General features: G+C 63.2%; 21 protein-coding genes. 9 read left to right on the forward strand and 12 right to left on the reverse strand.

Annotation, left to right across the window (positions count from 1 at the left end; all coding sequences use genetic code 11):
* Positions 1 to 158: 158 nt before the first annotated feature.
* Genes P3T43_RS30830 through P3T43_RS30840 form a run of 3 tightly spaced genes read right to left on the reverse strand, consistent with a single transcriptional unit; the run spans position 159 to position 4641 of the window.
* Positions 159 to 554 (reverse strand): hypothetical protein, encoded by a 396-nt coding sequence (locus tag P3T43_RS30830; RefSeq protein WP_429284785.1) that lies wholly within the window; start codon positions 552 to 554, stop codon positions 159 to 161.
* Positions 555 to 569: 15 nt separating this feature from the next.
* Entirely contained in the window at positions 570 to 4265 is a 3696-nt protein-coding gene (locus P3T43_RS30835) for an RHS repeat-associated core domain-containing protein (RefSeq protein WP_429284786.1), read from the reverse strand.
* Positions 4266 to 4302: 37 nt separating this feature from the next.
* On the reverse strand, positions 4303 to 4641 hold the full coding sequence (locus P3T43_RS30840) for an RHS repeat domain-containing protein (protein ID WP_429284787.1): 339 nt from the start codon (positions 4639 to 4641) through the stop codon (positions 4303 to 4305).
* Positions 4642 to 4965: 324 nt separating this feature from the next.
* On the opposite strand from P3T43_RS30840, the gene glyQ reads away from it, so the two are divergent.
* The 5 genes from glyQ to P3T43_RS30865 are packed head-to-tail and all read left to right on the forward strand — an operon-like array spanning position 4966 to position 10427.
* Entirely contained in the window at positions 4966 to 5973 is a 1008-nt protein-coding gene (gene glyQ, locus P3T43_RS30845) for a glycine--tRNA ligase subunit alpha (RefSeq protein WP_429284864.1), read from the forward strand.
* 15 nt (positions 5974 to 5988) lie between these two features.
* Positions 5989 to 8094 carry a glycine--tRNA ligase subunit beta gene (gene glyS / locus P3T43_RS30850; protein ID WP_429284788.1) on the forward strand — a complete coding sequence of 702 codons (2106 nt, stop codon included), beginning with the start codon at positions 5989 to 5991 and terminating at the stop codon, positions 8092 to 8094.
* A 50-nt stretch (positions 8095 to 8144) separates the two neighbouring features.
* A complete protein-coding gene (gene gmhB / locus P3T43_RS30855) occupies positions 8145 to 8705 on the forward strand; it encodes a D-glycero-beta-D-manno-heptose 1,7-bisphosphate 7-phosphatase (protein WP_429284789.1) in 561 nt (186 codons plus the stop codon).
* 40 nt (positions 8706 to 8745) lie between these two features.
* On the forward strand, positions 8746 to 9504 hold the full coding sequence (locus P3T43_RS30860; protein WP_429284790.1) for a lysophospholipid acyltransferase family protein: 759 nt from the start codon (positions 8746 to 8748) through the stop codon (positions 9502 to 9504).
* 59 nt (positions 9505 to 9563) lie between these two features.
* A complete protein-coding gene (locus P3T43_RS30865; RefSeq protein WP_429284791.1) occupies positions 9564 to 10427 on the forward strand; it encodes a M48 family metallopeptidase in 864 nt (287 codons plus the stop codon).
* Between the two features lie 42 nt (positions 10428 to 10469).
* Here the strand turns inward: P3T43_RS30865 and P3T43_RS30870 are convergent, their stop codons facing one another.
* Positions 10470 to 10868 (reverse strand): nuclear transport factor 2 family protein, encoded by a 399-nt coding sequence (locus P3T43_RS30870; RefSeq protein WP_429284792.1) that lies wholly within the window; start codon positions 10866 to 10868, stop codon positions 10470 to 10472.
* A gap of 21 nt (positions 10869 to 10889) precedes the next feature.
* On the reverse strand, positions 10890 to 11276 hold the full coding sequence (gene gloA, locus P3T43_RS30875) for a lactoylglutathione lyase (protein WP_429284793.1): 387 nt from the start codon (positions 11274 to 11276) through the stop codon (positions 10890 to 10892).
* 157 nt (positions 11277 to 11433) lie between these two features.
* Here gloA and P3T43_RS30880 point away from each other — a divergent pair, with 157 nt between their 5' ends.
* Positions 11434 to 12375 carry a DMT family transporter gene (locus tag P3T43_RS30880; RefSeq protein ID WP_429284794.1) on the forward strand — a complete coding sequence of 314 codons (942 nt, stop codon included), beginning with the start codon at positions 11434 to 11436 and terminating at the stop codon, positions 12373 to 12375.
* A 21-nt stretch (positions 12376 to 12396) separates the two neighbouring features.
* Here P3T43_RS30880 and rsmA read toward each other — a convergent pair whose 3' ends face one another.
* The 4 genes from rsmA to P3T43_RS30900 all read right to left on the reverse strand — a co-directional run bounded on the left by rsmA (position 12397) and on the right by P3T43_RS30900 (position 18150).
* Positions 12397 to 13254, reverse strand: coding sequence for a 16S rRNA (adenine(1518)-N(6)/adenine(1519)-N(6))-dimethyltransferase RsmA (gene rsmA, locus P3T43_RS30885; protein ID WP_429284795.1), 858 nt, complete (start codon positions 13252 to 13254; stop codon positions 12397 to 12399).
* Positions 13255 to 13287: 33 nt separating this feature from the next.
* Positions 13288 to 14313, reverse strand: coding sequence for a 4-hydroxythreonine-4-phosphate dehydrogenase PdxA (pdxA, locus tag P3T43_RS30890; protein ID WP_429284796.1), 1026 nt, complete (start codon positions 14311 to 14313; stop codon positions 13288 to 13290).
* 5 nt (positions 14314 to 14318) lie between these two features.
* Positions 14319 to 15716, reverse strand: coding sequence for a peptidylprolyl isomerase (locus P3T43_RS30895; RefSeq protein ID WP_429284797.1), 1398 nt, complete (start codon positions 15714 to 15716; stop codon positions 14319 to 14321).
* Between the two features lie 67 nt (positions 15717 to 15783).
* Complete coding sequence (locus P3T43_RS30900) at positions 15784 to 18150, reverse strand: LPS-assembly protein LptD (RefSeq protein ID WP_429284798.1); 2367 nt, start codon at positions 18148 to 18150, stop codon at positions 15784 to 15786.
* Positions 18151 to 18379: 229 nt separating this feature from the next.
* Between P3T43_RS30900 and P3T43_RS30905 the strand changes: the two genes are divergently transcribed.
* Both P3T43_RS30905 and murU read left to right on the forward strand, forming a co-directional pair.
* A complete protein-coding gene (locus tag P3T43_RS30905; protein WP_429284799.1) occupies positions 18380 to 19438 on the forward strand; it encodes an aminoglycoside phosphotransferase family protein in 1059 nt (352 codons plus the stop codon).
* A gap of 12 nt (positions 19439 to 19450) precedes the next feature.
* Positions 19451 to 20176 (forward strand): N-acetylmuramate alpha-1-phosphate uridylyltransferase MurU, encoded by a 726-nt coding sequence (gene murU, locus P3T43_RS30910; protein WP_429284800.1) that lies wholly within the window; start codon positions 19451 to 19453, stop codon positions 20174 to 20176.
* A gap of 4 nt (positions 20177 to 20180) precedes the next feature.
* Here the strand turns inward: murU and P3T43_RS30915 are convergent, their stop codons facing one another.
* Positions 20181 to 22070: an ABCB family ABC transporter ATP-binding protein/permease gene (locus P3T43_RS30915; RefSeq protein WP_429284801.1), complete on the reverse strand. Its 1890-nt coding sequence runs from the start codon at positions 22068 to 22070 to the stop codon at positions 20181 to 20183.
* A 259-nt stretch (positions 22071 to 22329) separates the two neighbouring features.
* On the opposite strand from P3T43_RS30915, the gene P3T43_RS30920 reads away from it, so the two are divergent.
* Positions 22330 to 22725: an acyl-CoA thioesterase gene (locus P3T43_RS30920; RefSeq protein WP_429284802.1), complete on the forward strand. Its 396-nt coding sequence runs from the start codon at positions 22330 to 22332 to the stop codon at positions 22723 to 22725.
* Positions 22726 to 22730: 5 nt separating this feature from the next.
* On the opposite strand, the gene P3T43_RS30925 is transcribed toward P3T43_RS30920, so the two are convergent.
* Both P3T43_RS30925 and P3T43_RS30930 read right to left on the reverse strand, forming a co-directional pair.
* On the reverse strand, positions 22731 to 23282 hold the full coding sequence (locus P3T43_RS30925; RefSeq protein WP_429284803.1) for a GNAT family N-acetyltransferase: 552 nt from the start codon (positions 23280 to 23282) through the stop codon (positions 22731 to 22733).
* Positions 23283 to 23360: 78 nt separating this feature from the next.
* Positions 23361 to 23609, reverse strand: coding sequence for a hypothetical protein (locus P3T43_RS30930; RefSeq protein WP_429284804.1), 249 nt, complete (start codon positions 23607 to 23609; stop codon positions 23361 to 23363).
* Positions 23610 to 23633: the final 24 nt, after the last annotated feature.

Here is a 23633-nt window from a genome sequence, read left to right on the forward strand (position 1 = left end):
ATTTCGATCCTGCTGCCTTTGACCTCCAGGGCGTCAACGAACGCCTCTTCGAGATCAAATTCTGATCGTCAAGACGGCCACCAAATGTCGCTTACAATGCAGAAGGGGCCGCTCACGCGGCCCCTTCTGGTGTCTGACTGTTGCCTCAATGCCAGGGACTAGCTTTCGCCACTTTCCCCGTTCTCAGCGAAGTAGCGCTTGCCTAACTCAATGTCTTGAGGTGAAGCGCCTAGTTCTGACATTTTCATGCAGTCCATAAGGTTCTTCTCGAAACCACTTCGAATAGCATCAGACCTCAAGTCACTCGTCTTGACACGGGTTACGTTGGCGGCCACTTCGTGCAGCACTTCGTAAATTACCCAATGTAGGTTTCTCATGATCATCTCTTCGGCAGAACCGATATATCGAGCCTCTAGGGCGTCGGAGATGTCATAAAGTCCGTCGATCGAGTAACGCTTCGATGCCGGATCACTTCGCGACAGGATTCTCAAATCAATCTCAGTGGGCCACTCCAAGAGAGCGCGTGCGAGTAGATCATTAAACCTGAGTGACATAATGCTCTCCGCTCATTATTTCCGGATACGTCCATCGGGCCAGATGCTCTGAGGCTTCTTTCCGCTTTCCCATGCTTTTTTGTTCGGCCAGCGCTTCCACTGATCCCCACCGTGACTAGATGTGTCCTTCTCCCAAACGGAGCCATCGTCATTGCATTGCTTTCCCGGAGTTCCCAAAATGGGTTTAAATGTGCCCTTCTCAGCGTTACCGGGATTGTTCGGATAAACAACAGGATCATCGGCGTCACCGTTTGAAAATTTCCCGCCAACGGTATCCCTGATCCAGTCGCTAACCCCCTGAGCACCCCACGGTGGCGAAACCCACGATGGCCTGCTCGGTCCAGCCCCGCCACCGGGCATCGGACCAGCAGGAACCGGAAGAACTGCCCACTGCAGCCCGGACGGATCGCTGAACTGAACCGGATTCCCGTTGACATAAGCATACGCATTCGTCTGCCCACTCGCCCAGCCAACCGGATCCTCACTGATGAATCTTGCGGTCGTTGGGTCGTAGTACCGATTGCGATAGTAATACAGCCCCGTCCCATCATTCTCCCGCCCCGTGTACTGCTGCGCATTGGAATCACCCGCACCCGTTACCGTCGTCGCCCCATACGGCTGATACCTGTACTGCGTCTGGCTCTGCTGGTTCGCATCGGTCAGCGCGATCACGTTGTTGTTGCCATCGCGCAGCACATACCGATCCCCGTCCGCATCATCCCCAATGCGCCGGTACGTCAGCTCATCAAGACCACTCTCCGGGTAAGGCGAGAACTGGCGGATACGATGCGCCCAGTCGTCATCCGGAATCGTGAAGCTGAGTTCGTCGCCAATCCAGAACGACTGCATCCGGTGCCCATTGACCGTCTGGTCATGGCGCTGGCCGTACATGTCGTAGATAAAGCTCGCCGTCACCGCACCACTGATCTGCGCCAGCAGGTTCTGCGCATTCCACCTGTATTCGTTAGCCCCGTCACTCGCAAGGTTGCCGTTCAGGTCATAACCCAGCGTCTTGCCCGCCCAACGCGTGAGCTGGTTCGCGCCGTTGTACTGCGCGTCGCTTACCGCCTGCGGCAGATCCACCCTCGCCAGGCTCCCGCCCGCTTTCGTGCGCCGCCCCGCCAGGTCGTAGCCGTATGTCAGGTCACCCAGCACGCTGCCGTCGGCCCGTTTGTACGTGATGCCGGTCAGCTGGCTGGCTGCATCCCACACGTAGGTCGCCGTGATGCCATTCGCCAGCGTCGCCTGGCTGCGCCGGCCCAGTGCGTCGTACACGTAGCTGAACGTCCGCGGTGCCTCGCCGTTTACCTGATATTGAATCTGCGTGGCCCGGTGTTCCGCGTCGCGGATGTAACTCACCGTCGCGTCCTTCATCTCGATGCGCGACAGGTCCCGGCTGTCCGCCGCATAACGCAGCCATACGGTACCCTGCTGGCTGGCGTGATCGAACCAGCCGCTGAGATAGCCCGTCACACTGTCGTAGTAGCGGTATCTGGCCGCCGGGGGTTGCAGCGCGCCCGAATTGGCGTCCCAGGTCAGTTGCAGCCGCCCGTACCCATCCTGACCGTAGTTCCAGCCGTAGCTCCACGAGCGAGTTGGCTTCGAGCCTGCACCCGTGGAGAAATAGACCGTGATCAGTTGTCCCGCCGCGTCGTAGCCGTATGTGCGCAACAGACCTTTGCGGTCGGTCAGCGTCGCCAGTTGTCCCGCGCTATTCCACGTGTAAGTCTCGCTGCGGCCCAGTGGATCCGTTTTGCTCACCGGCCGGCCAATCGCGTTGTACGTGTAGCGTGTCGTGACGCCTTTGGGATCGGCCTGACTGAGCAGGTGCCCGTTGCGGTCCCACGTGAAGCGCGTCACGCCGCCCAACGCGTCGGTGACGTCGGTGGTCCGGTCCAACGCATCCACCGTGCGACGCGTTACGTTGCCCAGCGGATCCTGCACCGCCGTCACTCGCCCCGCCGCATCGGTTGTGAACTGCGTGGTCCGGCCCAGCGGATCGGTGATGCCCGCCAGATCCGCACCGTTCCACGTGTATTTCGTCACGCCCTTGAGCGCATCGGTTACCGTCTGCGGCCGACCCTGGCTGTCGTTCGTGAACGTCGTGCGGTTGCCCAGCCGGTCGGTCACCGTCAGCAGGTTGCCCTTCGCGTCGTACGTATAGACCGTGCTCACGCCGCGCTGCGCATCGCCCGCCTGCGCTTCAGTGAGCAACTGGCCGTAGCTGTCGAACGTACGGGTGAGCAGCGTGCCGGACTGGTCCGCTTCCGTGATCCGGTTGCCATTCGTGTCGTAGCCGAATGTGTACTGGCGGTCCACCGCCGTCAGATTCGTCACACGCCCGTTACCATCGTAGGTATAGGTCTGTACCTGCTGCTCCGGCCTGTCGGCCGGATAGGCGTTGCGCACCACCCTCCCGTTTGCATCGAACGTCAGGCGGCGGATGCTGCCGCGCCGGTCCGTCACCTCTGTCTGTGCAACCTTGCCGCCCGTCACCGTGTAGGCCATCGCAAACGTGCTGCCGTCAGCCAGTGTCTGCGCCACCACCCGGTCGCTGTCGTCGTAGGTGCTGGCCACCTGCCGGTTGCCCTCCGGGTCCGTCACGCTCACCAGACGGCTCCTGGTGTCCCAGCCGTATTTCCACACGCCACCACCCGCGTCCGTGACCTGCACCAGGCGGTCCGAACTGTCGTACTGGTAAGCCACCTGCCGGTTCAAGGGATCGGTCACGCGCGAGACCAGGGGTGTGCCGCGGCTACCGGTGATGGACGTGAACGTCAGTACGCGCCCGCTCGGGCTCGTGATGCCCGTGACCGCGCCCGTGCTGCTGCGGGCGATCACCACCGCATTGCCGTTGCGATCCTGCACACGGGTCAGGCGGTAAAGGCCCGCGATCATCGTGAATTGCCGGACCCGGCCATCGCGCAACGCGAGCGTCTGTGTAGAGCCGCTGCTGGTGAGGCTGGCGCGGTAGTAGTCGCCCGGGCTCGTCAGATTGTCCCAGGTCGTGCCCGTGTCCGCGCGCAGCGTGAACGGCACGCGAATCCCGCTTGGCAGATACAACTCGATACGCTGCCGCGCGCCGCTGGCATCCGCCGCGCCCACCACCAGATAGCTGTCGTAGTTGAACGTGCTGCCGACACCGAAGCCGCCGGCCATCGGCCGGCCCGACGTGTCGTAGGCGCTGCTGCGATAAACCCGCGCGAGGTCCAGCGCGCCCGCCGTGTCCGCAACATGCAGGTCGTGGGCGACGAGATGGAACTGGCCGGTATAAAGCCGCACGGGATCGGCGCCCGACGTACTGTTGCCACAGCCCGCTGTGGCATTGCCGCCACCGCACCCCCCTGCACCTCCTGCACCTCCTGCACCGCCGGAGTTTCCCTCCACGCCGTCGCCGTCGATCACCACCGCTTCATCCGGCGCATCCGGCTCAACCGTCGCGCCAGCGGATGGGCCGCTGCAGTACGACGCAATCACATTCGGGTCGCCACAGACGTAACCGCCCAGACCGCCGAAATCGGCCCCGGCGGCCTTCAGTGGACACATCGGATCGGCAGGAAACGCGCCCGCAGCCACGTACTTCGACGGACAATTGACTTCGGCAGCATGCGCCCGCGGCGCAAGCAACCACGACAGCAGGACAAACATCAAAAGAAGCAGCGGACGCGGCAGGGATTGCCAGCGCGAGATAGCACGGTGAGTGGTTTGCATTGAAGAAACGAGCAACGGGAGAGGCGGGACCGGCGGATCAGCGTGCGACGGACGGATTGGAAGCAACGGGCAAAATCGCCTCCGCCTGCGTGGCGGACGTGTTGCCAGACGCAGCAGAGACATTCCCCTGCCGGCGGATCGCGGTGATATTGCCGGCCGCGTCGTAGTCGTAATAGGCGCTATTGCCCCCCACAGTCACCGACACCAGACGGCCCACCGCGTCATAGCCATAGGCGATGTCATCGGCATGGCACAGAGGCCAAACCAGCAACACGCAAGCCGCAATACATCCACCGGCCAGCCGTCTGGCAACCCTTTCCTTCGCCCGGCCTGGATGCGTGGAACCAGCCCGCTCGCGGGCACAGACAGCAGCCATTGGTATCTCCCCCAGAAGCAACAGTAAGGCTTACTGAATATCTTCGAAAGATATCGAACAGGGATGGATGTGGGTATCAGGCCGCTCCGAGATTGCATAGGAGAATTCGTACATCAACTACAAGGCTGGATCAGTACCCAAGGCCGCTTCCCGTTTGTTTGTATATTCCTCAAACCCGCAGCGAATCGTCCCCCGCCCTCCCCGCCCCCGAAAATCCGCACCCACCGCCCTTTCCGTTAAAATCCACTGTTTAGCACTTCGCTCCACGGCCACCTCGCGCGCCCCGGCGCCTGCGGCGCGGCCACCATGCCCGAAAGGCACTTCATGCTCACGTTTCAGCAAATCATCCTGACGCTGCAATCCTATTGGGACAAGCAGGGTTGCGCGCTGCTCCAGCCAATCGATATGGAAGTCGGCGCGGGCACGTCCCACGTCCACACCTTCCTGCGCGCGGTCGGCCCCGAGCCGTGGCGGGCAGCCTACGTGCAGCCGTCGCGCCGCCCGAAAGACGGCCGCTATGGCGAGAACCCGAACCGCCTGCAGCACTACTACCAATACCAGGTCGTGTTGAAACCGGCGCCGGAAAACATCCTCGACCTGTACCTCGGCTCGCTCGAAGCGCTCGGTTTCGACCTGAAGCAGAACGACGTCCGCTTCGTGGAAGACGACTGGGAAAATCCGACGCTCGGCGCCTGGGGGCTCGGCTGGGAAGTCTGGCTGAACGGCATGGAAGTCACCCAGTTCACCTACTTCCAGCAAGTGGGCGGTCTGGATTGCAAGCCGGTGCTCGGCGAAATCACCTACGGGCTCGAACGTCTCGCCATGTACCTGCAGAAGGTCGAGAACGTCTACGACCTGGTCTGGACAGAGTGGGAAGAGCAAGGCCCCGAAGGCCCGGAACTGCGTCGCCTTTTCTACGGTGACGTGTACCACCAGAACGAAGTCGAGCAGTCCACCTACAACTTCGAGCACGCCAATGTCGAACTGCTGTTCTCGATGTTCAACAGCTACGAAGCCGAAGCCAAACGCATGATGGAAGTGCCGCTCGCGCTGCCGGCCTACGAACTGGTGCTGAAGGCCGGCCACACGTTCAACCTGCTGGACGCACGCGGCGCGATCTCCGTGACCGAGCGCGCGGCCTACATCGGCCGGATTCGCAATCTGTCGCGCCAGGTGGCGCAGGCTTACTACGAATCGCGCGAGAAGCTCGGCTTCCCGATGCTCGGCAATCCGGTCCACGGCGTGCCCGGCCTCACGACCGACGAACAGGATGCCGCGAAACCCGCCTGGGCGCCGCCGCTCAAAGTCGAACGCAAGATCGACCCGGACTGACGAGAACACGAACCGATGACTCATCCCCAACACGCCACCCTCCTCGTAGAACTACTGACCGAGGAATTGCCGCCCAAGGCGCTCGCGCGCCTTGGCGATGCATTCGCCGAAGGTATCGCCCAGCGCCTCGCGGCACGCGACCTGATCGAAGGCGAACTGTCGTTCGAACGCTATGCCACACCGCGTCGTCTCGCGGTCACCATCAGGAACGTGCGCAGCGTCGCGCCGGAAAAGCACGTGCGCGAAAAGGTGCTGCCGGTCTCCGTCGCGCTGGATAAAGACGGTCAGCCCACCGCGCCGCTCGCGAAGAAACTCGCTGCTCTCGGCTTCCCCGACTTCAAGGTGGACGACCTCGAACGCGCTTCCGACGGCAAGGCCGATGCCTTCTTCCTGCGCTATGCCGCACCCGGCGCAACGCTCGCCGAAGGCCTGCAAGCCGCGCTCGAGGAAACGCTGACGGTTGCGAAGCTGCCGATCCCGAAGGTCATGACGTATCAACGTCCGGACGGCACCAACATCCAGTTCGTGCGCCCCGCGCAGCGCCTCACCGCGTTGCATGGTGAGCAGGTCGTGCCGGTCACCGCGCTCGGCATCGATGCGGACGACACCACGCTCGGCCATCGCTTCCTGTCCGAAGGGTTCGTGCAGATCCAGCACGCCGATACGTACGCCGACACGCTGCGTCATAGAGGCCACGTGGTCGCGAGTTTCGCCGAGCGCAAGGAAACCATCCGCACGCATCTGCTCGCGCAGGCCGACGGCGATCAGGTCGTGATGCCTGAAGCGCTGCTCGACGAAGTGACTTCGCTGGTCGAATGGCCGGTGGTCTACACCTGCCGCTTCGAGGACGAGTTCCTGCAAGTGCCGCAGGAATGTCTGATCCTGACAATGCAGACGAACCAGAAGTATTTCGCGCTGACCGATGCCGCCGGCAAGCTGCGTCCGCGCTTCCTGATCGTCTCGAACATCGAAACCCAAACGCCCGGCGACATCATCGAAGGCAACGAACGCGTCGTGCGCCCGCGTCTCGCCGATGCAAAGTTCTTCTTCGAGCAGGACAAGAAGAAGCCGCTCGCCGAGCGTGTGCCGCTGCTCGCCAACGTCGTGTATCACAACAAGCTCGGCTCGGCGCTGCAACGCGTCGAACGCGTCGAAGCACTGGCCGGCGCGATTGCCGCCCTGCTGGGCACGGATGTCGCGCTCGCCAAACGCGCGGCGCGCCTCGCCAAGGCCGATCTGATCACCGACATGGTCGGCGAATTCCCCGAGCTGCAAGGCACGATGGGCACGTATTACGCGCGCCACGACGGTGAGCCGGAAGAAGTCGCGCTGGCCTGCACGGAACACTATCAACCGCGCTTCTCCGGCGACGCCCTGCCTGCCACGGCAACCGGCACCGTCGTCGCGCTCGCTGACAAGCTCGAAACGCTGGTCGGCATCTGGGGCATCGGCCTGCAACCCACTGGCGAGAAAGATCCGTTCGCGCTGCGGCGTCATGCGCTTGGCGTGCTGCGCATCCTCGTCGAGAAGCAACTGTCCGTGGACCTCGTCGAACTGCTGCGCGCAGCGTATACGCAATTCGCAGCAGTGCCGAACGTCACCGATTCGACGCAAGCCATCTACGAATTCAGCATGGACCGTCTGCGCGGTTTGCTGCGCGAGCGCGGCTACGCGGCCGCTGAAATCGACGCGGTGCTGGCGCTGAACCCCACGCATCTGAACGACATCGTGGCGCGTCTCGACGCCGTGCGCGAATTCTCGGCGCTCAGCGAAGCGGCCTCGCTCGCCGCGGCGAACAAACGCATTTCGAACATCCTGAAGAAGTCGGATGGTGCACCGGTGGGTGGTGTGCAACCCACCTTGCTGATCGAAGCGGCAGAAAAAGCGCTTTACGCCCAGCTGGAACAGGTCGCGCCGCGCGTTCAGTCGCAACTGGCCGCGCACGACTACACGGGCGCGTTGACGGCGCTCGCGGCGCTGCGCGAACCGGTCGACACGTTCTTCAACGACGTGATGGTCAACGCCGAAGATCCCGCGTTGCGCGCTAACCGTCTGGCTTTGCTTGGCGCACTGCATCAGCAGATGAACTGCGTCGCGGACATTTCCAGACTGGCGGCGTAAGTGACCAGACCGAGCGACTCCATCCAGCGTCCCTACTGAACCGCCGAATCATGCCGACCTCTCCAAAAAAAGTCGTTGTCCTCGACCGCGACGGCGTGATCAACGTCGATTCCGACGCGTTCATCAAGTCGCCGGACGAATGGGTCGCGCTACCCGGCAGTCTCGAAGCGATTGCCCGGCTGAATCAGGCCGGCTATCGCGTCGCGATCGCAACGAACCAGTCGGGCATCGGACGCGGTCTGTTCGACATGAGCGCGCTCAACGCAATGCATCTGAAGATGCACCGGATGGTCGCAGCAGTCGGCGGACGCATCGACGCGGTATTCTTCTGCCCGCACACGGCGCAGGACCACTGCGAGTGCCGCAAACCAAAGCCCGGCATGCTGAAGATGATCGCTGAGCGCTTCGAGGCCGATCCGCACGCAACACCGGTGGTAGGCGACTCGCTGCGCGATCTGCAAGCGGGCGCGGCGCTGGGTTTTCCCGCGCATCTGGTGCTGACCGGCAAGGGCCGCAAAACGCTCGATGCAGGCGGCCTGCCCGAAGGCACGAAGATCCACGACGACTTGCGCGCCTTCTCGCTCGACTTTCTCTCCGCAGAACAATATTGACGCGACCTGCACGCGCACTTAACCCCCACCTTCTACGCCGATGCGCTTCCTCCGTTCGCTGCTGCTGCTGATCTACCTGGTGGTCTACACGGTCCCCTACGCGATCGCCTGCTTCATCGCTTTCCCGTTCATGAGCGCCGACCGCCGTTACTGGATGGCGGCCGGCTGGTGCAAATCGACGCTCCACGTGGTGCGCTGGCTGAACGGTATCAAGTACCGTATCGAGGGCTACGAGAATCTGCCTGACGGTCCGGCCGTGCTGCTGTCGAAACATCAGTCGGCATGGGAAACGCTCGCGTTTCCGGCACTGATGCCGCGTCCGCTGTGCTATGTCTTCAAGCGCGAACTGCTGTACGTGCCGTTCTTCGGCTGGGCGCTCGGCCTGCTGAAGATGGTGCAGATCAACCGCAAGGACGGCAAGTACGCGTTCGAATCGGTCATCGGGCAAGGCAAGGCACGCATGGCCGAAGGCGCCTGGGTCATCATGTTTCCGGAAGGCACGCGTACGCCAACGGGCAAGCAGGGCAAATACAAAACCGGTGGTGCGCGTTTCGCGGTAGGCACCGGTGCGCCCGTCGTGCCGATCGCGCACAACGCGGGACGCGTGTGGCCCCGCAACTCGTTTCTCAAATATGCGGGTATAGTCACAGTGTCGATCGGCAAGCCGATCGAGACGAAGGGGCTTACGCCCGATGAAGTGAACACGCGCGTCGAGACGTGGATCGAAGCGGAGATGCGTCGCATTGATCCTGCCGCGTATCGTGCTGCGGATAGCACGGCCGCCACCGCCCGTATCTGACGCGCCCACGCCCTCGCTGGCGTCATTGCGCCGGGGCGTATTGCCCGAAGCCGAAACCGATGCAGAAGTCTCCCACGCCGCAGCCCGCTGCGGCGCTCGATAGCCGGCAACTTGATCTGCCGCTCTTCGCCGAGCCGGCAATTCCGCCGTCCACGCCGCCTTCATTGCAGAAGCCGGACGCGCCACGCGCGCCCGACGGCTCGAAGTTGCGCAGCCTGACGCTCGGCGCGCAGACCCTTCACTACCAGCTCAAGCGTTCGTCGCGCCGCTCGATCGGCTTTGCGATCGACAGCAGCGGCCTGATGATCACCGCACCACGTTGGGTCACGCTAGCCGATATCGAAACCGCCATCAGCGAAAAGCAGCGTTGGATCTTCACGAAGCTGATCGAATGGCAAACGCGTGTCGAGCAGCGCGCGTTGCCGCGTATTGACTGGAAGGACGGCGCCCAGGTGCCGTATCTCGGCCAGCCGGTGCGTGTCACGCTGGGTGCGCCGCAAGGCACGCTCGCCTTCGATGCCGCGCAGGCCGCACTCGCGTTGCCGCTGCCCCTGCAAGCCGATCCTCAGCAGATCAAGGATCGTGTGCAGGGCTGGCTGCAAGGTGAGGCCAAGCGTCTGTTCGGCGAGCGCCTTGCGATCTACGCGGAGCGGCTTGGGGTAAGTTATCGCGCCTACGCGTTGTCGTCCGCGGCAACGCGCTGGGGCAGCTGTTCGAGCGACGGCAAGATCCGCCTCAACTGGCGGTTGATCCACTTCCCGTTGTCGATTATCGATTACGTCGTCGCGCACGAACTCGCGCATCTGCGCGAGATGAATCACAGCCCGCGTTTCTGGGAGACGGTCGAATCGATCTTTCCGGAGTTCCGTGAGGCGCGGCAAACACTCAAGCATCATCCACCCGAGTTGTTGCCTACGTTGTGAGGTCGAAGCGAGACGGGTAAAAAACGTCTCGCCCAACGACGCTCATTCCGCGCAGAACGTTTCCTGCAAATGCCGCCACTGCACGCGGCCGTGCGCGTCGATCTCCAGTACCGCGGTCGAGCGCCGCACGTTGGCGGCGTGCCCGCCGTCCCACTGGCTTTCCTTATACGTCACGACCGCGCCGCCCGCATAACGCGCGATGATGGTGGTGTCGGTAATCCGGATTTTGAAGTTCGGCCGTTGCCCGCCATGACGAGCGAAAATCTCGCGCAGCATCGGCCAGTCCAACGTTCCGCCGTCCGGCAGGATCATGCAGAATTGCGGCGAAAAGTGCGCCATCAACTGGTCAAGCGCACCGGCTTGCGACGCGCCGGTATACCACGCCTCGACCTCGGCGTTGACGGCCTGGATGTCCTCGAAGTAGGGATTCGCGTCACTCATCGCGCGCCGCTCGCGTAGCGGTTATTTCTTCTTCTGGATGAATTCGATCTTGTAGCCGTCCGGATCCGTCACAAACGCGATCACCGTGGAGCCGTGTTTCATCGGGCCAGCTTCGCGCACGACGGTGCCGCCTTGCGCCTTGATCTTGTCGCAGGCTGCGTAAGCATCGTCGACCTCGACCGCCAGATGGCCGAAAGCGGTGCCCAGATCGTACGACTCGGTGTCCCAGTTGTGCGTCAGTTCGATAACCGTGCCCTCGCTCTCATCCTCGTAGCCCACGAAGGCCAGCGTGAACTTGCCTTCCGGATAATCGTGACGGCGCAGCACTTTCATGCCGAGCAATTCAGTGTAGAACTGAATGGAACGGTCCAGGTTGCCCACTCGGAGCATGGTGTGTAGAAGGCGCATGGTGTACTTCCCGTTGCTTGGTGTCGAGGACGACAATGTACCCGGAATCGCTTGACGGTGCTGACCGTCCGAACAGGCGATCGTCTCGACCGCCCCGCCGACTGGGGTGATAATGACCGCGCCAGATCAAGCGGCAACCCAAACAAAACCCGAGACAATGAGCACCACCACCGCCCTGCCTGTCCGCCGCGCGCCCGACGGCTTCGCGATCCTGACGATGCTCGCGCTATGCGCCATCTGGGGCCTCCAGCAGGTCGCGATCAAAAGCGCGAATTCCTTTTTGCCGCCTATGTTCCAGGCAGGGCTGCGTTCGGTCATCGCGGCGCTGCTTGTGTGGGGCTGGGCGCGCGCTCGGGGCACACCACTGTTTCGCGATGACGGAACACTGGGCGCCGGCCTGCTCGCGGGCGTGCTGTTCGCCAGCGAATTCGTTTGCATCTTTCTGGGTTTGACGTTGACCAGTGCGTCGCGGATGGCGGTGTTTCTCTACACCGCGCCGTGCTTTACGGCGTTGGGGCTGCATTGGTTCGTCGATGGCGAGCGGATGCGGCGCATCCAGTGGGCCGGCATCATCGTCGCCTTTGCGGGGATCGCGCTCGCGTTTGCCGATGGCTTCACGCAGGCACCAGGCGCCAATCACGGGTCGATGCTCGCGGGCCTGACGGGTGATGCACTCGGCGTGCTAGGCGGCGTTACGTGGGCTGCGACGACAGTCGTGGTACGTGCCTCACGCCTTGCCCACTCCAGCGCCAGCAAGACGCTGTTCTACCAGTTGGCGGTTTCGGCGGTGGTGTTGCTCGCTCTCGCCGCCGGATTCGGTCAGTTCAAGGTAGCTGTCGTCACGCCGATTGCGTTGGTCAGCCTCGCCTATCAGGCGATCGTGGTCGCGTTCGTCAGCTATCTGACCTGGTTCTGGCTGCTGACGCGCTACATCGCATCGCGCCTGTCGGTGTTTTCGTTCCTCACGCCGCTGTTCGGCGTCACCTTCGGCGTGCTGTTGCTTGGCGAATCGTTTAGCGGGCGGTTTCTGCTTGCCGCGTTGCTGGTGCTCGCCGGCATTGCACTCGTCAATGCGCCGGCGCGGCGGCTCACCGCGTAACGTCCAGCGGCGCCCGGACGTTCAGCTTTGCTTCGGCGCCGCGCCGCGCGCAGCAGCCACGATCTGCGCGACTCGCACATACTCGGCAACCGGCACATCTTCAGCACGCCGTTGCAGATCGAAGCCGAGCGCCTCGAAATCCACCCTGTCGCGAAACGCGGCCAGCGTGTTGCGCAGCATCTTGCGCCGTTGCGAGAACGCCGCGGTGACGACTTCGCCCAGCGCGCGTTCGTCGACCTCGGGCAGCTCGTGCGGTGCAAACGGAATCATCCGCACGATCGCCGAATCGACCTTGGGCGGCGGCTGAAAAGCCTCGGGCGGCACATCGAGCTGCTTGTCGATCATATAGCGGTACTGCAGCATCACCGATAGCCGGCTGAACGCCTTGCTGCCGGGCTCCGCCACCATCCGCTCCACCACTTCGTTTTGCAGCATGAAGTGCTGGTCGATCACGCAGTGCGCAAACGAAGTGAGATGAAACAGCAGCGGGCTTGAGATGTTGTACGGCAGGTTGCCGACGATCCGCAGCGTCGGCTTGCTATCCGGCGTGCCGGAGGCTGCGGGCGCCGCCAGCGCGGCAAAGTCGAAGTCGAGCGCGTCGCCCGAGTGCAACTCCAGCAGGTCGCCGAACTTTTTCTTCAGACGCACGATCAGATCGCGATCCAGCTCGACCGCATGCAGCGGCGACTCGGGCGTGGCGAGGCGCGCGATCAGCGGCTCGGTCAACGCGCCGAGTCCCGGCCCGATCTCGACCATGCGTTCGCCGCGTTGCGGACGAATCACGTTGACGATCGAATCGATCACGCCCATATCGACCAGAAAATTCTGTCCGAAACGCTTGCGCGCGAAATGGCCCTGGTGCTGTCTGCTGGTGGACATCGAAAGACGCTACAAAAAAGGAACGGGAAAAAATCAGGCGGCGCGACGGTGGCGCGCCATCGAGACCGCTGTGTCGATCGCAGCAATCAGGCTGCCCGCGTCTGCGCGGCCGGTGCCTGCGAGGTCGAGCGCCGTGCCGTGATCGACGGAGGTGCGGATGATCGGCAGCCCGAGTGTAACGTTGATGCCTTCGCCGAAGGTCGCGTATTTCAGAACCGGCAGGCCCTGATCGTGGAACATCGCGAGCACACAATCGGCTTCGTTCAGATAACGCGGCTGGAACAGCGTGTCGGCCGGATAAGGGCCGCGGGCGTCGATACCCGCGTCGTTCACCTGCTTCAATGCGGGCGCGATCACATCGATTTCTTCGTGCCCGAGGTAACCGTTTTCGCCCGCGTGTGGGTTCAGGCCGGTCACGAGAATGCGCGGTGCCGGCAAGCCGAAATACTGACGCAGGTCACGGTCGATGATGCGCAGCGTCGCGACGATACTCTCGATCGTCAGCGCCGCCGACACATCCTTCAACGGCAGATGCGTGGTGGCCAGCGCGACCCGCAACGGCCGCTGGCCGGTGCCGGCCAGCATCATGACCACGTGCGGTGTGTGGGTGCGCTCGGCGAGATACTCGGTGTGACCGGTGAACGGCACGCCGGCATCGTTGATGGTGCTCTTCTGCAGCGGTGCGGTAACGATCGCGTCAAACTGGCCGGCGAGTGCCCCGTCGATGGCGCTATCGAGCAGATCCAGCACGTAACGGCCGTTGGCCGCGTCGAGCTTGCCAGCCTGCGACGGCGCGCCGAGCGTCTGATGCTGCACGCGCACCCGCTCGAGACCAGCGCCGCGACCGTGCCCCGCCAACGCCGCCCACTCCACGCCGACCGCCTTGGCCCGAGCGGTGAGCAGTTCCGCATCGCCCAGCACGACGAACTGCGCGTCGGGCCAGTGGGCAGCCGCCCCCGCCAGCGCCTGCGCAGTCAGTTCGGGACCGACGCCGGCGGGCTCGCCGGTCGTGATCGCGATCTGCAACGGGGCGTGGGACGGTCGGGCCGCGCTCGTCATGATGTTTATTGAACGTTCGGCTTGCCGACCTTCACGTCGATATAAGCCGTGTCGCGCAATTCACGCAGCCAGTCAGCATAGGCCTGCTCAGCCTTGCGCTGACCGATGGCCTGACGCGCCAGATCCATCTGTTGCGACACGGACCCTTCGGCTTCGCGGCGCCCCAGCACCTGGATCAGGTGGTAGCCGTATTCGCTGCGCACCGGCTCGCTGATCTGGCCGTCCTGCAGGCTGTTCATGGCTCGCTCGAATTCCGGCACGGTCTCGCCCGGACTGATCCAGCCGAGGTCGCCGCCTTGCGAAGCCGAACCGTCCTGCGAATAGGTGTGGGCAAACTTGGCGAAGTCGCCGCCTTCGGAGATTTCACGCTTGATCTCGAGCAGCTTCTGACGCGCCGCCGGTTCCGACAGGTTGTCCCCGACGCGCAGCAGGATGTGGCGCACGTGGGTTTGCGTGAGGTGAGTCGAATCCGACGTCGCCGCACCCTGACCCGCGCGACGCTCGACGAGGCGCAGAACTTCGAAGCCGTCGCCGGTGCGGATCAGATCGGGATTCACTTCGCCCGGACGCAGCGTGGCGGCCGCCTTGACGAATTCCGGCGCCAGTTGCGTGGTGGACTGATAGCCCAGGTCGCCGCCCTTCGACGCGTCGGCCGCCTGCGAATCCGCCTTGGCGAGCTTTTCGAACTTCGTATCGCCGCTCACGGCCTGCTTCAGGATGCCTTGCGCCTTTTGCTCGGCGGCGAGAATGTCGGCTTCGGCGGCGTTGGCCGGCACTTTCACGAGAATATGCTCGAGGTGCAGGTCGCTTGTCAGACCGACATTCGGCCCGCGCTGGCTGGCGATGTAGTTGGCCACTTCAGCGTCCGACACCGTCACCTTGCTGTCCACTTCCTTTTCGCGCAGACGCGACAAGATCAGTTCCGTGCGTGCGTCGCGCTGGAACGTGGACCAGGCCACGCCTTGCGCCTCGATCTTCGAGCGGTACACGTCGAGCGTCAGGTTATTGGCCGCTGCGAGCCGTTCGAGTGTTTTCTGCACTGCGGCGTCGTCGACGGTAATGTTGTCTTCCTTGGCCCGTTGCAACTGGATGCGCTCCAGCACCATCTGGTTCAGCACCTGCTGGCGCAGCTGATCCGCCGGCGGCACCGGTGCGTTTTGCTGCTGCAGACGATGTGCGATCAGGCCCGTGCGTTCGTCGAGCTCGCGCTGCGTGATCACGCCGTCATTGACTACGGCGGCGATCGTGTCGACCGTCACGCCGTTGCTGGCGGCCGCCTGGGCCTGCCGCGCAGTCGCGTTGGGAAGATCCTGCGCCTGTGCTGGCGCGACCGACAAAAAGGAGACCGCAGCGGCAAGACCTGCCGCGAGCGATGCCAAGCGAAGCTTTTTCATGATTCCCACACATACTCCAATGATGTCGGGCGCGCCCCGCCCGTCTTTGCAAATTTTATAGGTGATCGACCAATCGTCAGTCGTAATTGGTGAAACGCGCCTCGGGCGGCGGCGCTGCCGGTATCGGCGTGTACCCCGGCACGCCGGAGCGGAACGCCTGGATCAAACCGTTATCCACGCTCGACAAACCCTTGAACGTGATTTGCGCGAGGAAACGCGTGCCCTGGCTCGGCAATCCGAGCTGGTTGACCCCGTTTGCGTAACGCTGCACGCCCACACCGAGCACCCAGCAGTCGGCGTCGTATTGCAAGCCGATCAGGCTGTCGATAATCGCGTGCCCCTGCAGATCGTAGTTCAGGCGCGCCACACTATACACGTGGTGCGTGAGCGGCCACTGTGCCGAAATAGTGATCTGGTTGACCGGCGTGTTGTCCAGCGTCGTATCGGCACGCGTGTAAATATAGGCGAGGTTGAGCACCTTGCCCGTTTCCGGGCTGTAGCCGAAGCCGATACTGCTCTGGGTCAGCCGGTTGTTGTCCGCATTATATTGGACCGCGGTTTCCGACCCGAAACCCGCCCCGAGCTTCAGCGACGCCCCGGCGATCAGGTCCGAATGGGTGGCCTGCGCGGGGGTCTGCGTGGGCAGCAGCGTGACCCGTTGATCGCGGAAGTAATACTGCTGCGCCAGCACGAAGCGCGCGCGTTCATCCCCGCTCGCCGGATCGATGAAGCGCGTGGTGAGCGCTGCGGTCAGCCGGTTGGCATCGGCAACCCGGTCGTCGCCGACGAACGTATTCGGCGTGAAAATTTCAGCGAGCCCGAAGTCGGCGTCCGCCGTGTCGAACAGCGGCGCAAACGTCTGATTGCGATACGGCGTGTACACGTAGTACAGGCGCGGCTCGAGGGTCTGAATGTAATCCTGACCGAACAGCCGTACCGAACGCTCGAAGATCAGGCCGGTATCGAACGAGAAGGTCGGCACCGATTCCGTGAAATTCTTCGGTTGCCCGGCCGGCGAGCCCGTGCCGATGTTGCTCAGGTCGTACGACGCGAAGTGCCACTGCACTTTCGGCGTCACGAAGTAACCCGGCCCGACCACCGAATACGACACGTACGGATCGAAGGTGATCCGGTCGCCTTCGGTTGCATCCGCAGTGGTAATGCGGAACCGCGAGAAGTCGCCTACCGCGCCGAAGTCGAAGCCACCCACGTCGTACCTGGTGTACTTGACGTTGAGTTCGGGTTCCCGCCCGTACGGCGCCACGGATGGGTAAAGCGTCTGCCAGTTCTGCTCGCGCGCCAGCACCGACCACGGACCGTTGTTGTACGTCAGCCCGGCTTCCTGCTGGTACAGCAGCTGGGTACCGTTGAGAATCTGGCTGGAGACTGAGCCAAGGTCTTCCGGAAAGGTGTTGTCCGAGACCTTGTTGTAATAAATGTAGCCGCCGAAACCGTTACCGAAGTTCTGGTTGTGCTGGACGAACAGCGCCCAACGGTTCGTCTTGGTCAGGTCGTCGTGCGGCAGGAACGTTCCGCTGATCGAGCCGGAGTAATCCGGCGACAGATAACGAAATGTCTCGTTCAGCTCCAGACCGCGCTTCGAGATGTAATTCGGCGTCAGCAACAGGTCGCGGTTCGGCGCGATGTTGAAGTAATACGGCAGGTTCAGTTCGAAGCCGTTGGTCGAGTCGATCGAAAAGGTGGGCGGCAGGAAGCCGCTGCGCCGCTCGCCCGACAACGGGAACGACAGCCAGGGCGAACCGAAGATCGGCACACCCTGGAAAAACAGCACGCCGTTGTGCGCGACGCCTTCGTCGGCGCCCGTGTCGAAGTCGAATTCGCTGCCGCGGATGTACCACGCCGGATTGCTTTCGCACTGGCACGCCGTGTACGTGCCCTGCGTGAACACCGAGCGTTCGTTGTCGAGCATGTCGACCCGTGCCGCACTCCCCGAGCCGCCTGTCACGTTGAAGTGATACTTCGGCGAACTCATGTAGCCTTCGCTCGAATCCACCTGCATGTGCGCTTCCGGACCCTGGAAGGTGGCACCGTTGTTGATCACGGTCACCTTGCCGTACGCGTCGGCCATGTCGGTGTCCTGATCGTAGTGCAGCGCGTCGCCCTTGATCGTGAAGGTTGGACGGCGCACCTCGGCGGAACCCTTGGCCGCGAGATCCTGGTCAGACGTACCGTCCGTCTTGTCGCCGAGCACGAAGGTCGCCGCCTTCTGGTCAGACCTCAACGGATGCTCCTGGAGCTGCGGATCGAGCCGCATGCCCCATGGCGCGTCGATAGGCTGCGCCTGCGCGGCGTCGCCCGACAACTGGGCGTGCGAGAGCGCGGGCATCAGGCCCGGCACGGCAATCAATGCCGCGACGAGCCGCCTTCTGCGGGGCACGCCGCCACGAGAGGGGGTCGTTTGGGAAAGCTGTCTTGGCGGCATGTATCGGTTTGGCGAATTGGCCCGACCGCCAGCTCCTGCAACCGCGATCCTCCGCCCGAGCAGCCCGACCGTGATGGTCAGCCACCCATCAATCAAATGCACAACCGGTCGAACGATGAGGCGGGCGGTGAAGCGGGATGAGCGAAAAGCTGGCGTGCGTCGCGTCAAAAAAGTCGTGGGGTATTATATGGCAAGACGTTGCCCCCACTGAATTTGCCTTCCGGTTTTCATGACGCTGCCTTCTGCTTCCACCTCTCCCGACACCCGCCTGCAACTGCTCACCACCTGGCTGCACAGTCACGCGAACCGCTATGCGCTCGACCTTGCGACGCTGGTCCCCGCTTCGAGCGACGCCAGTTTCCGCCGTTATTTCCGCCTCGCCGGCAAGGATGCGCAAGACGCCGCCGGTCCGACGCTGATCGCCGTCGACGCTCCGCCGCCGGAGAAGTGCCGCGAATTTGTGCAAATTGCAAACTTGCTGGGCTCGGCCGGAGTGAATGTGCCGCGCGTGCTGGAGGTCGACTTCGAGGCCGGTTTCATGCTCGTCACCGATCTGGGCACCCGCGTTTACCTCAATGCGCTCAACCCGGAAAACGCCCGTGGACTGATGCGCGACGCGCTCGATGCGCTGATCCGCTGGCAACTCGCCTCACAGCCGGACGTGCTGCCGTCCTTCGACGAGGCCTTTTTGCGCAGGGAGATGGAGTTGCTGCCGGAGTGGTTCATCGGCCGCCATCTGGGCCGCGAAGTGGACGAGAAGACCCGTGGCGTGCTCGACCGCACGTTCGCGCTGCTCGTCGCCAGTGCGCGAGCCCAGCCGCAAGTCTTCATGCTGCGCGATTTCATGCCGCGCAATCTGATGCTGATGCCCGCGCCCAATCCGGCCAATCCCGGCGTGCTCGACTTCCAGGACGCGGTTGAGGGGCCGATCACGTACGACGTCGCCTCGCTGTTGCGCGACGCCTTCCTGAGCTGGGACGAAGAGTTCGAACTCGACTGCTTCGTGTATTACTGGGAGCGCGCCAGAAAGGCCGGCCTGCCGGTCGATGCCGATTTCGGCGAGTTCTATCGTCAGCTCGAATGGATGGGCCTGCAGCGGCATATCAAGGTGCTGGGTCTGTTCTGCCGGATCAACTACCGGGACCACAAGCCGCATTACATGAAAGACCTGCCGCGCTTCATTGGCTATGCACGCAAGGTCGCCGCGCGTTACCGGCCGCTGGCGCCGTTCGCGAAGCTGCTCGACGAACTGGAAGGCCGCGCCAACGAAGTCGGCTACACCTTCTGAGCGTCCCCTCCCATGACCCTGTCTTTGACCAAAGCGATGATTTTCGCCGCCGGGCGCGGCGAACGCATGCGTCCGTTGACGGACCATACCCCCAAGCCGCTGCTCGAAGCCGGCGGCAAACCGCTGATCGTGTGGCAGATCGAACGGCTGGCGCTCGCCGGGTTCCGGACCATCGTGATCAATCACGCGTGGCTTGGCGAGCGCTTTGAAGCGACGCTCGGCGATGGATCGCACTGGGGCGTGCAACTGCGCTATTCGCCCGAACAGGAAGCGTTGGAGACAGCCGGCGGAATCGCTCAGGCCCTGCCGCTGCTGGACAACGGCGCTACGGGCGAGATCTTTCTCGGTGTCGCGGGTGACGTGTTCGCCGAATTCGACTACGCGTCCCTGCATGCGCACGCCGGGCGGCTTGCGACGCTCCCCGAACCCGGCATGCACCTCGTCATGGTGCCGAATCCGCCGTTCCATCCTGCGGGCGATTTCGGCCTCGTGGGTGGCGTCGTATCGCACGACGCAGCCCCGCGCCTAACCTTCGGCAGCATCGCGCTCTACGACACGCGCATGTTTCGCGCGTTGCCGCGCGGCACACGGCTGCCGCTCACGCCGTACTATCGGGACACCATCGCGCGCGGGCTGGCAAGCGGTGAGTTATACGACGGCATGTGGGACAACGTCGGCACCGTCGCGCAGCTGCAGGCACTGGATGAACGGTTGAGGTCCTGCGCAACGAAGTCGTAGCGGCCTAGCGCCCGTCCTCGTGCGCCTCCACCTCCGGCGCCTCCTCACCCTGCGCGGCACGCTGCTGCTGCAGCGCCCACATCTGCGAGAACAGGCCACCCGCGCGGACCAGTTCCGCGTGGGTGCCGCGCTCGACGATGCGCCCTTTGTCCATCACGATGATCTGCTGCGCGTGCACCACGGTCGACAGACGGTGCGCAATGATCAGCGTGGTTCGCTCGCGGGCGATCTGATCGAGCTCATGCTGGATCGCGCGCTCGGAGCGTGAATCCAGCGCCGAGGTCGCTTCATCGAACAGCAGAATCGGCGGATTCTTCAGGATGGTGCGGGCAATCGCCACGCGTTGCTTCTCGCCACCGGACAACTTCAATCCGCGCTCGCCGACCGGCGTCTCATACCCCTTCGGCAAGCCTTCGATAAAGTCGTGAATGTGCGCGGCGCGCGCCGCCGCGATCACTTCGTCGCGCGTCGCCGATGGCCGGCCATAGGCAATGTTGTAATAGATCGAGTCGTTGAACAGCACCGTGTCCTGCGGCACGATGCCAATCGAGGCGCGCAACGAATCCTGCGTTACATCACGGATATCCTGGCCGTCAATCGTGATCGCGCCGCCCGTGCCCCGCTCCAGGTCGTAGAAGCGGAACATCAGGCGCGCGAGCGTCGACTTGCCCGAGCCGCTGTGGCCGACCACCGCGGTCGTGGTCCCGGCCGGGATCGTAAAGCTCACATCGTGCAGGATCTGCCGTTCCGGCTCATAAGCAAAGTTGACATGTTCGAAGCGCACTTGCGCCCCGCGCACCGCGAGGTCCTGCGCATCGGGCTCATCCGGCACTTCCTGCGGCGCGCCGAGCAGCGAGAACATGCGGTCCATGTCGGTCAGGCTCTGCTTCAGTTCGCGATACACCACGCCCAGAAAATTCAGCGGAATGTAGAGCTGCAACATGAAGGTATTGATCAGCACCAGATCGCCGAGCGTGAGGCGCCCCGCCATCACGCCCTGAGTTGCTCGCCACAGGATGAACACCAGTCCCGTGCCGATGATCGCCTGCTGACCGAAGTTCAGCACGGACAGCGAGTTCTGCGACTTGATCGCCGCGGCCCGGTAGCGCTTCAGGTTTTCGTCGTAGCGTTGCGCTTCCCATTCCTCGTTGCCGAAATACTTGACGGTTTCGTAGTTGAGCAGCGAATCGATCGCCCGTGAATTGGCGCGCGAATCGAGGTCGTTCATCGTGCGGCGGAAATGCGTGCGCCACTCGGTCAGCTTCACGGTGAAGACGATATACACCGCCAGTGCCACGAACGTGACGATCGCGTAGTAGGCCTCATATTTGACGACGAAGAAACCGAGCACGAGGCCCACTTCGACCAGCGTCGGCAGGATGCTGTAGAGCGAATACGAAATGAGCTGCGTGATCCCGCGCGTGCCGCGTTCGATATCGCGCGACATGCCGCCCGTCTGGCGCTCGAGATGAAAGCGCAGCGACAGTCCATGCAGATGACGGAACACCTTGAGCGCGAGCTGACGCACCGCGCTTTGCGTGACCTTCGAGAAGAGGATTTCGCGCAGTTCGGTGAACAGCGACGTGGACAGCCGCACCACGGCATAGGCCACCACCAGCAAGCCGATACCGCCCAGCAGCACGATGCCGGGCGCGTGATCCGCGCGACCGAGCGCCGTCAGATGCCGTACCGAGGCGAGACCGTCGACGATGTGCTTCATCACGATCGGCACGCCGAGATTGGCGACCTTTGCGCCGATCAGGCAAGTGAGCGCGAGGCCAACCCGTCCCTTATAGGTGGCGAGATAGGGCAACAGCGACACGATGGTTTGCCAGTCGTTGCGCGGCTGGGTCGAGATCGGTGAGGGTTCTGAGGAGGAAGAAGAGCGGCGCATGGGGGTCTGCTGGGGTGGGGCGGAAAAGACGGAGGCAACAGCACGCGGTGCATTCACCGGTTTGCAGCTACCGGCAAGCCGGCGGGCGGACATCCTGGTGCGCAACCCGGCTGGGCGCTTTCCCGTACAATTCCTGATCTTTGTATTGTCGCAGAAGCTGGCTGGCGCCGCTTTTCACGGGCTGACGGTGGCCGCTTGCCATGGTGTCGTGAAGAACCCGCCTGCTCGCTGAGCCAATCCGTTTCTCCTGGGTGCCCCGATGACCGATCAACTTCAACTCCCGCAAAAGCACTGCGCGCTGCGCGTCGTACCGCAACCGTCCGACGCCAATGTTCACGGCGACGTGTTCGGCGGCTGGATCATGGCGCAGGTCGACATCGCCGGGTCGATCCCCGCCAGCCGGCGCGCCAACGGTCGCGTGGCCACCATCGCGGTCAACTCGTTCGTGTTCAAGCAGCCGGTGTTCGTCGGCGATCTGCTCAGTTTCTACGCGGATATCGTCAAGACCGGCAATACCTCGGTCACCATTGAAGTCACCGTATACGCACAGCGGATGAGTCTCGCGGAAGAAGTGGTGAAGGTGACGGAAGCGACCCTGACGTATGTCGCCACCGATAGCGACCGCCGTCCGCGCGCCCTGCCCGCACTCGACTGAATCACCTAGGCGCGCAGCCAATCCCTGCGCAACAAGCTGAAATGCAGCAGGTCGTGATGCTCGCCCTGCCAGTAACCGGCTTCGCGCGCACGTCCCTCTTCGACGAAGCCGAGTCCGCGCGCCAGTTTGAGTGAGGCGGCATTGTCCGGATGAATCTGCGCTTCGATCCGGTTGAGTTCCATCGCGGCAAAGGCCCACGCGAGCGCGGCGGACAAGGCTTCCGCCATCAGACCCGCACCGCGCGCCGGTGAAGCCAGTTCATAGCCGAGCGTGCAGCTCCGCCGACCGCGATTCCATTTGAACAGCCCGCAGGTGCCGACCAGCGACGCATCGGACTGGCGTTGAATGCCCCAGCGCACGCCCGGGTTCGGCAGGCGACGCCAGCCGGCAAACACCCCGATCAGTCGTTGCGCCTGCCGCACGTCGATCATCGGATCAGCGCCGAACCAGCGCATGGCGGGACCGTCGCCGTGAATCGCAAACAGCGCGGGCGCGTCCTCGGCGATGAGTTCGCGCAGCAACAGACGGTTGGTTTCGAGCGTGGGGAAGTCGCTCATCGGGCACCTGAAAGATGGGGAAATGCGAGCGGCAATTTTACAGCCCAGGATCTCGGAGCTGCGGTACGGCCACCCGCCTCACAAGCTGCGCTCGACAATCGCCAGAAAAGTTGCGCGCTCATCTTCTTCGGACACCCGAAAGCGCTCCCATTCCGCGCTCACCCGAAGGTCGGCAAAGAGGCCAGCTGCGTCCTCATGAAAATGCAGAAACGCCTTGCCCTTACGATAAAAAACGCCTGGACGCGGCTCCTTGAGTTCGCTGCGCTCGCGGATCGAAGCGATCAGACCGGCGAGAGCGTCGAGGGCCGCGGCTCCAGCGTGCTTCATCGCTCAGACTCCTTGTAATGGGAT

This window comes from Paraburkholderia sp. GAS41, assembly GCF_050436545.1.
Lineage (GTDB): Bacteria > Pseudomonadota > Gammaproteobacteria > Burkholderiales > Burkholderiaceae > Paraburkholderia.

Bases quoted from the DNA above. Each gene is read 5' to 3' on its own strand.
- glyQ (WP_429284864.1), top strand. From the start codon at position 4,966: ATGCTCACGTTTCAGCAAATCATCCTGACGCTGCAATCCTATTGGGAC.
- P3T43_RS30880 (WP_429284794.1), top strand. From the start codon at position 11,434: ATGAGCACCACCACCGCCCTGCCTGTCCGCCGCGCGCCCGACGGCTTC.
- P3T43_RS30900 (WP_429284798.1), bottom strand. From the start codon at position 18,150: ATGCCGCCAAGACAGCTTTCCCAAACGACCCCCTCTCGTGGCGGCGTG.
- P3T43_RS30925 (WP_429284803.1), bottom strand. From the start codon at position 23,282: ATGAGCGACTTCCCCACGCTCGAAACCAACCGTCTGTTGCTGCGCGAA.
- P3T43_RS30915 (WP_429284801.1), bottom strand. From the start codon at position 22,070: ATGCGCCGCTCTTCTTCCTCCTCAGAACCCTCACCGATCTCGACCCAG.
- P3T43_RS30835 (WP_429284786.1), bottom strand. From the start codon at position 4,265: ATGCAAACCACTCACCGTGCTATCTCGCGCTGGCAATCCCTGCCGCGT.
- murU (WP_429284800.1), top strand. From the start codon at position 19,451: ATGACCCTGTCTTTGACCAAAGCGATGATTTTCGCCGCCGGGCGCGGC.
- gloA (WP_429284793.1), bottom strand. From the start codon at position 11,276: ATGCGCCTTCTACACACCATGCTCCGAGTGGGCAACCTGGACCGTTCC.
- P3T43_RS30905 (WP_429284799.1), top strand. From the start codon at position 18,380: ATGACGCTGCCTTCTGCTTCCACCTCTCCCGACACCCGCCTGCAACTG.
- pdxA (WP_429284796.1), bottom strand. From the start codon at position 14,313: ATGACGAGCGCGGCCCGACCGTCCCACGCCCCGTTGCAGATCGCGATC.
- rsmA (WP_429284795.1), bottom strand. From the start codon at position 13,254: ATGTCCACCAGCAGACAGCACCAGGGCCATTTCGCGCGCAAGCGTTTC.
- glyS (WP_429284788.1), top strand. From the start codon at position 5,989: ATGACTCATCCCCAACACGCCACCCTCCTCGTAGAACTACTGACCGAG.
- gmhB (WP_429284789.1), top strand. From the start codon at position 8,145: ATGCCGACCTCTCCAAAAAAAGTCGTTGTCCTCGACCGCGACGGCGTG.
- P3T43_RS30860 (WP_429284790.1), top strand. From the start codon at position 8,746: ATGCGCTTCCTCCGTTCGCTGCTGCTGCTGATCTACCTGGTGGTCTAC.
- P3T43_RS30870 (WP_429284792.1), bottom strand. From the start codon at position 10,868: ATGAGTGACGCGAATCCCTACTTCGAGGACATCCAGGCCGTCAACGCC.
- P3T43_RS30865 (WP_429284791.1), top strand. From the start codon at position 9,564: ATGCAGAAGTCTCCCACGCCGCAGCCCGCTGCGGCGCTCGATAGCCGG.
- P3T43_RS30840 (WP_429284787.1), bottom strand. From the start codon at position 4,641: ATGGCTGCTGTCTGTGCCCGCGAGCGGGCTGGTTCCACGCATCCAGGC.
- P3T43_RS30920 (WP_429284802.1), top strand. From the start codon at position 22,330: ATGACCGATCAACTTCAACTCCCGCAAAAGCACTGCGCGCTGCGCGTC.
- P3T43_RS30830 (WP_429284785.1), bottom strand. From the start codon at position 554: ATGTCACTCAGGTTTAATGATCTACTCGCACGCGCTCTCTTGGAGTGG.
- P3T43_RS30930 (WP_429284804.1), bottom strand. From the start codon at position 23,609: ATGAAGCACGCTGGAGCCGCGGCCCTCGACGCTCTCGCCGGTCTGATC.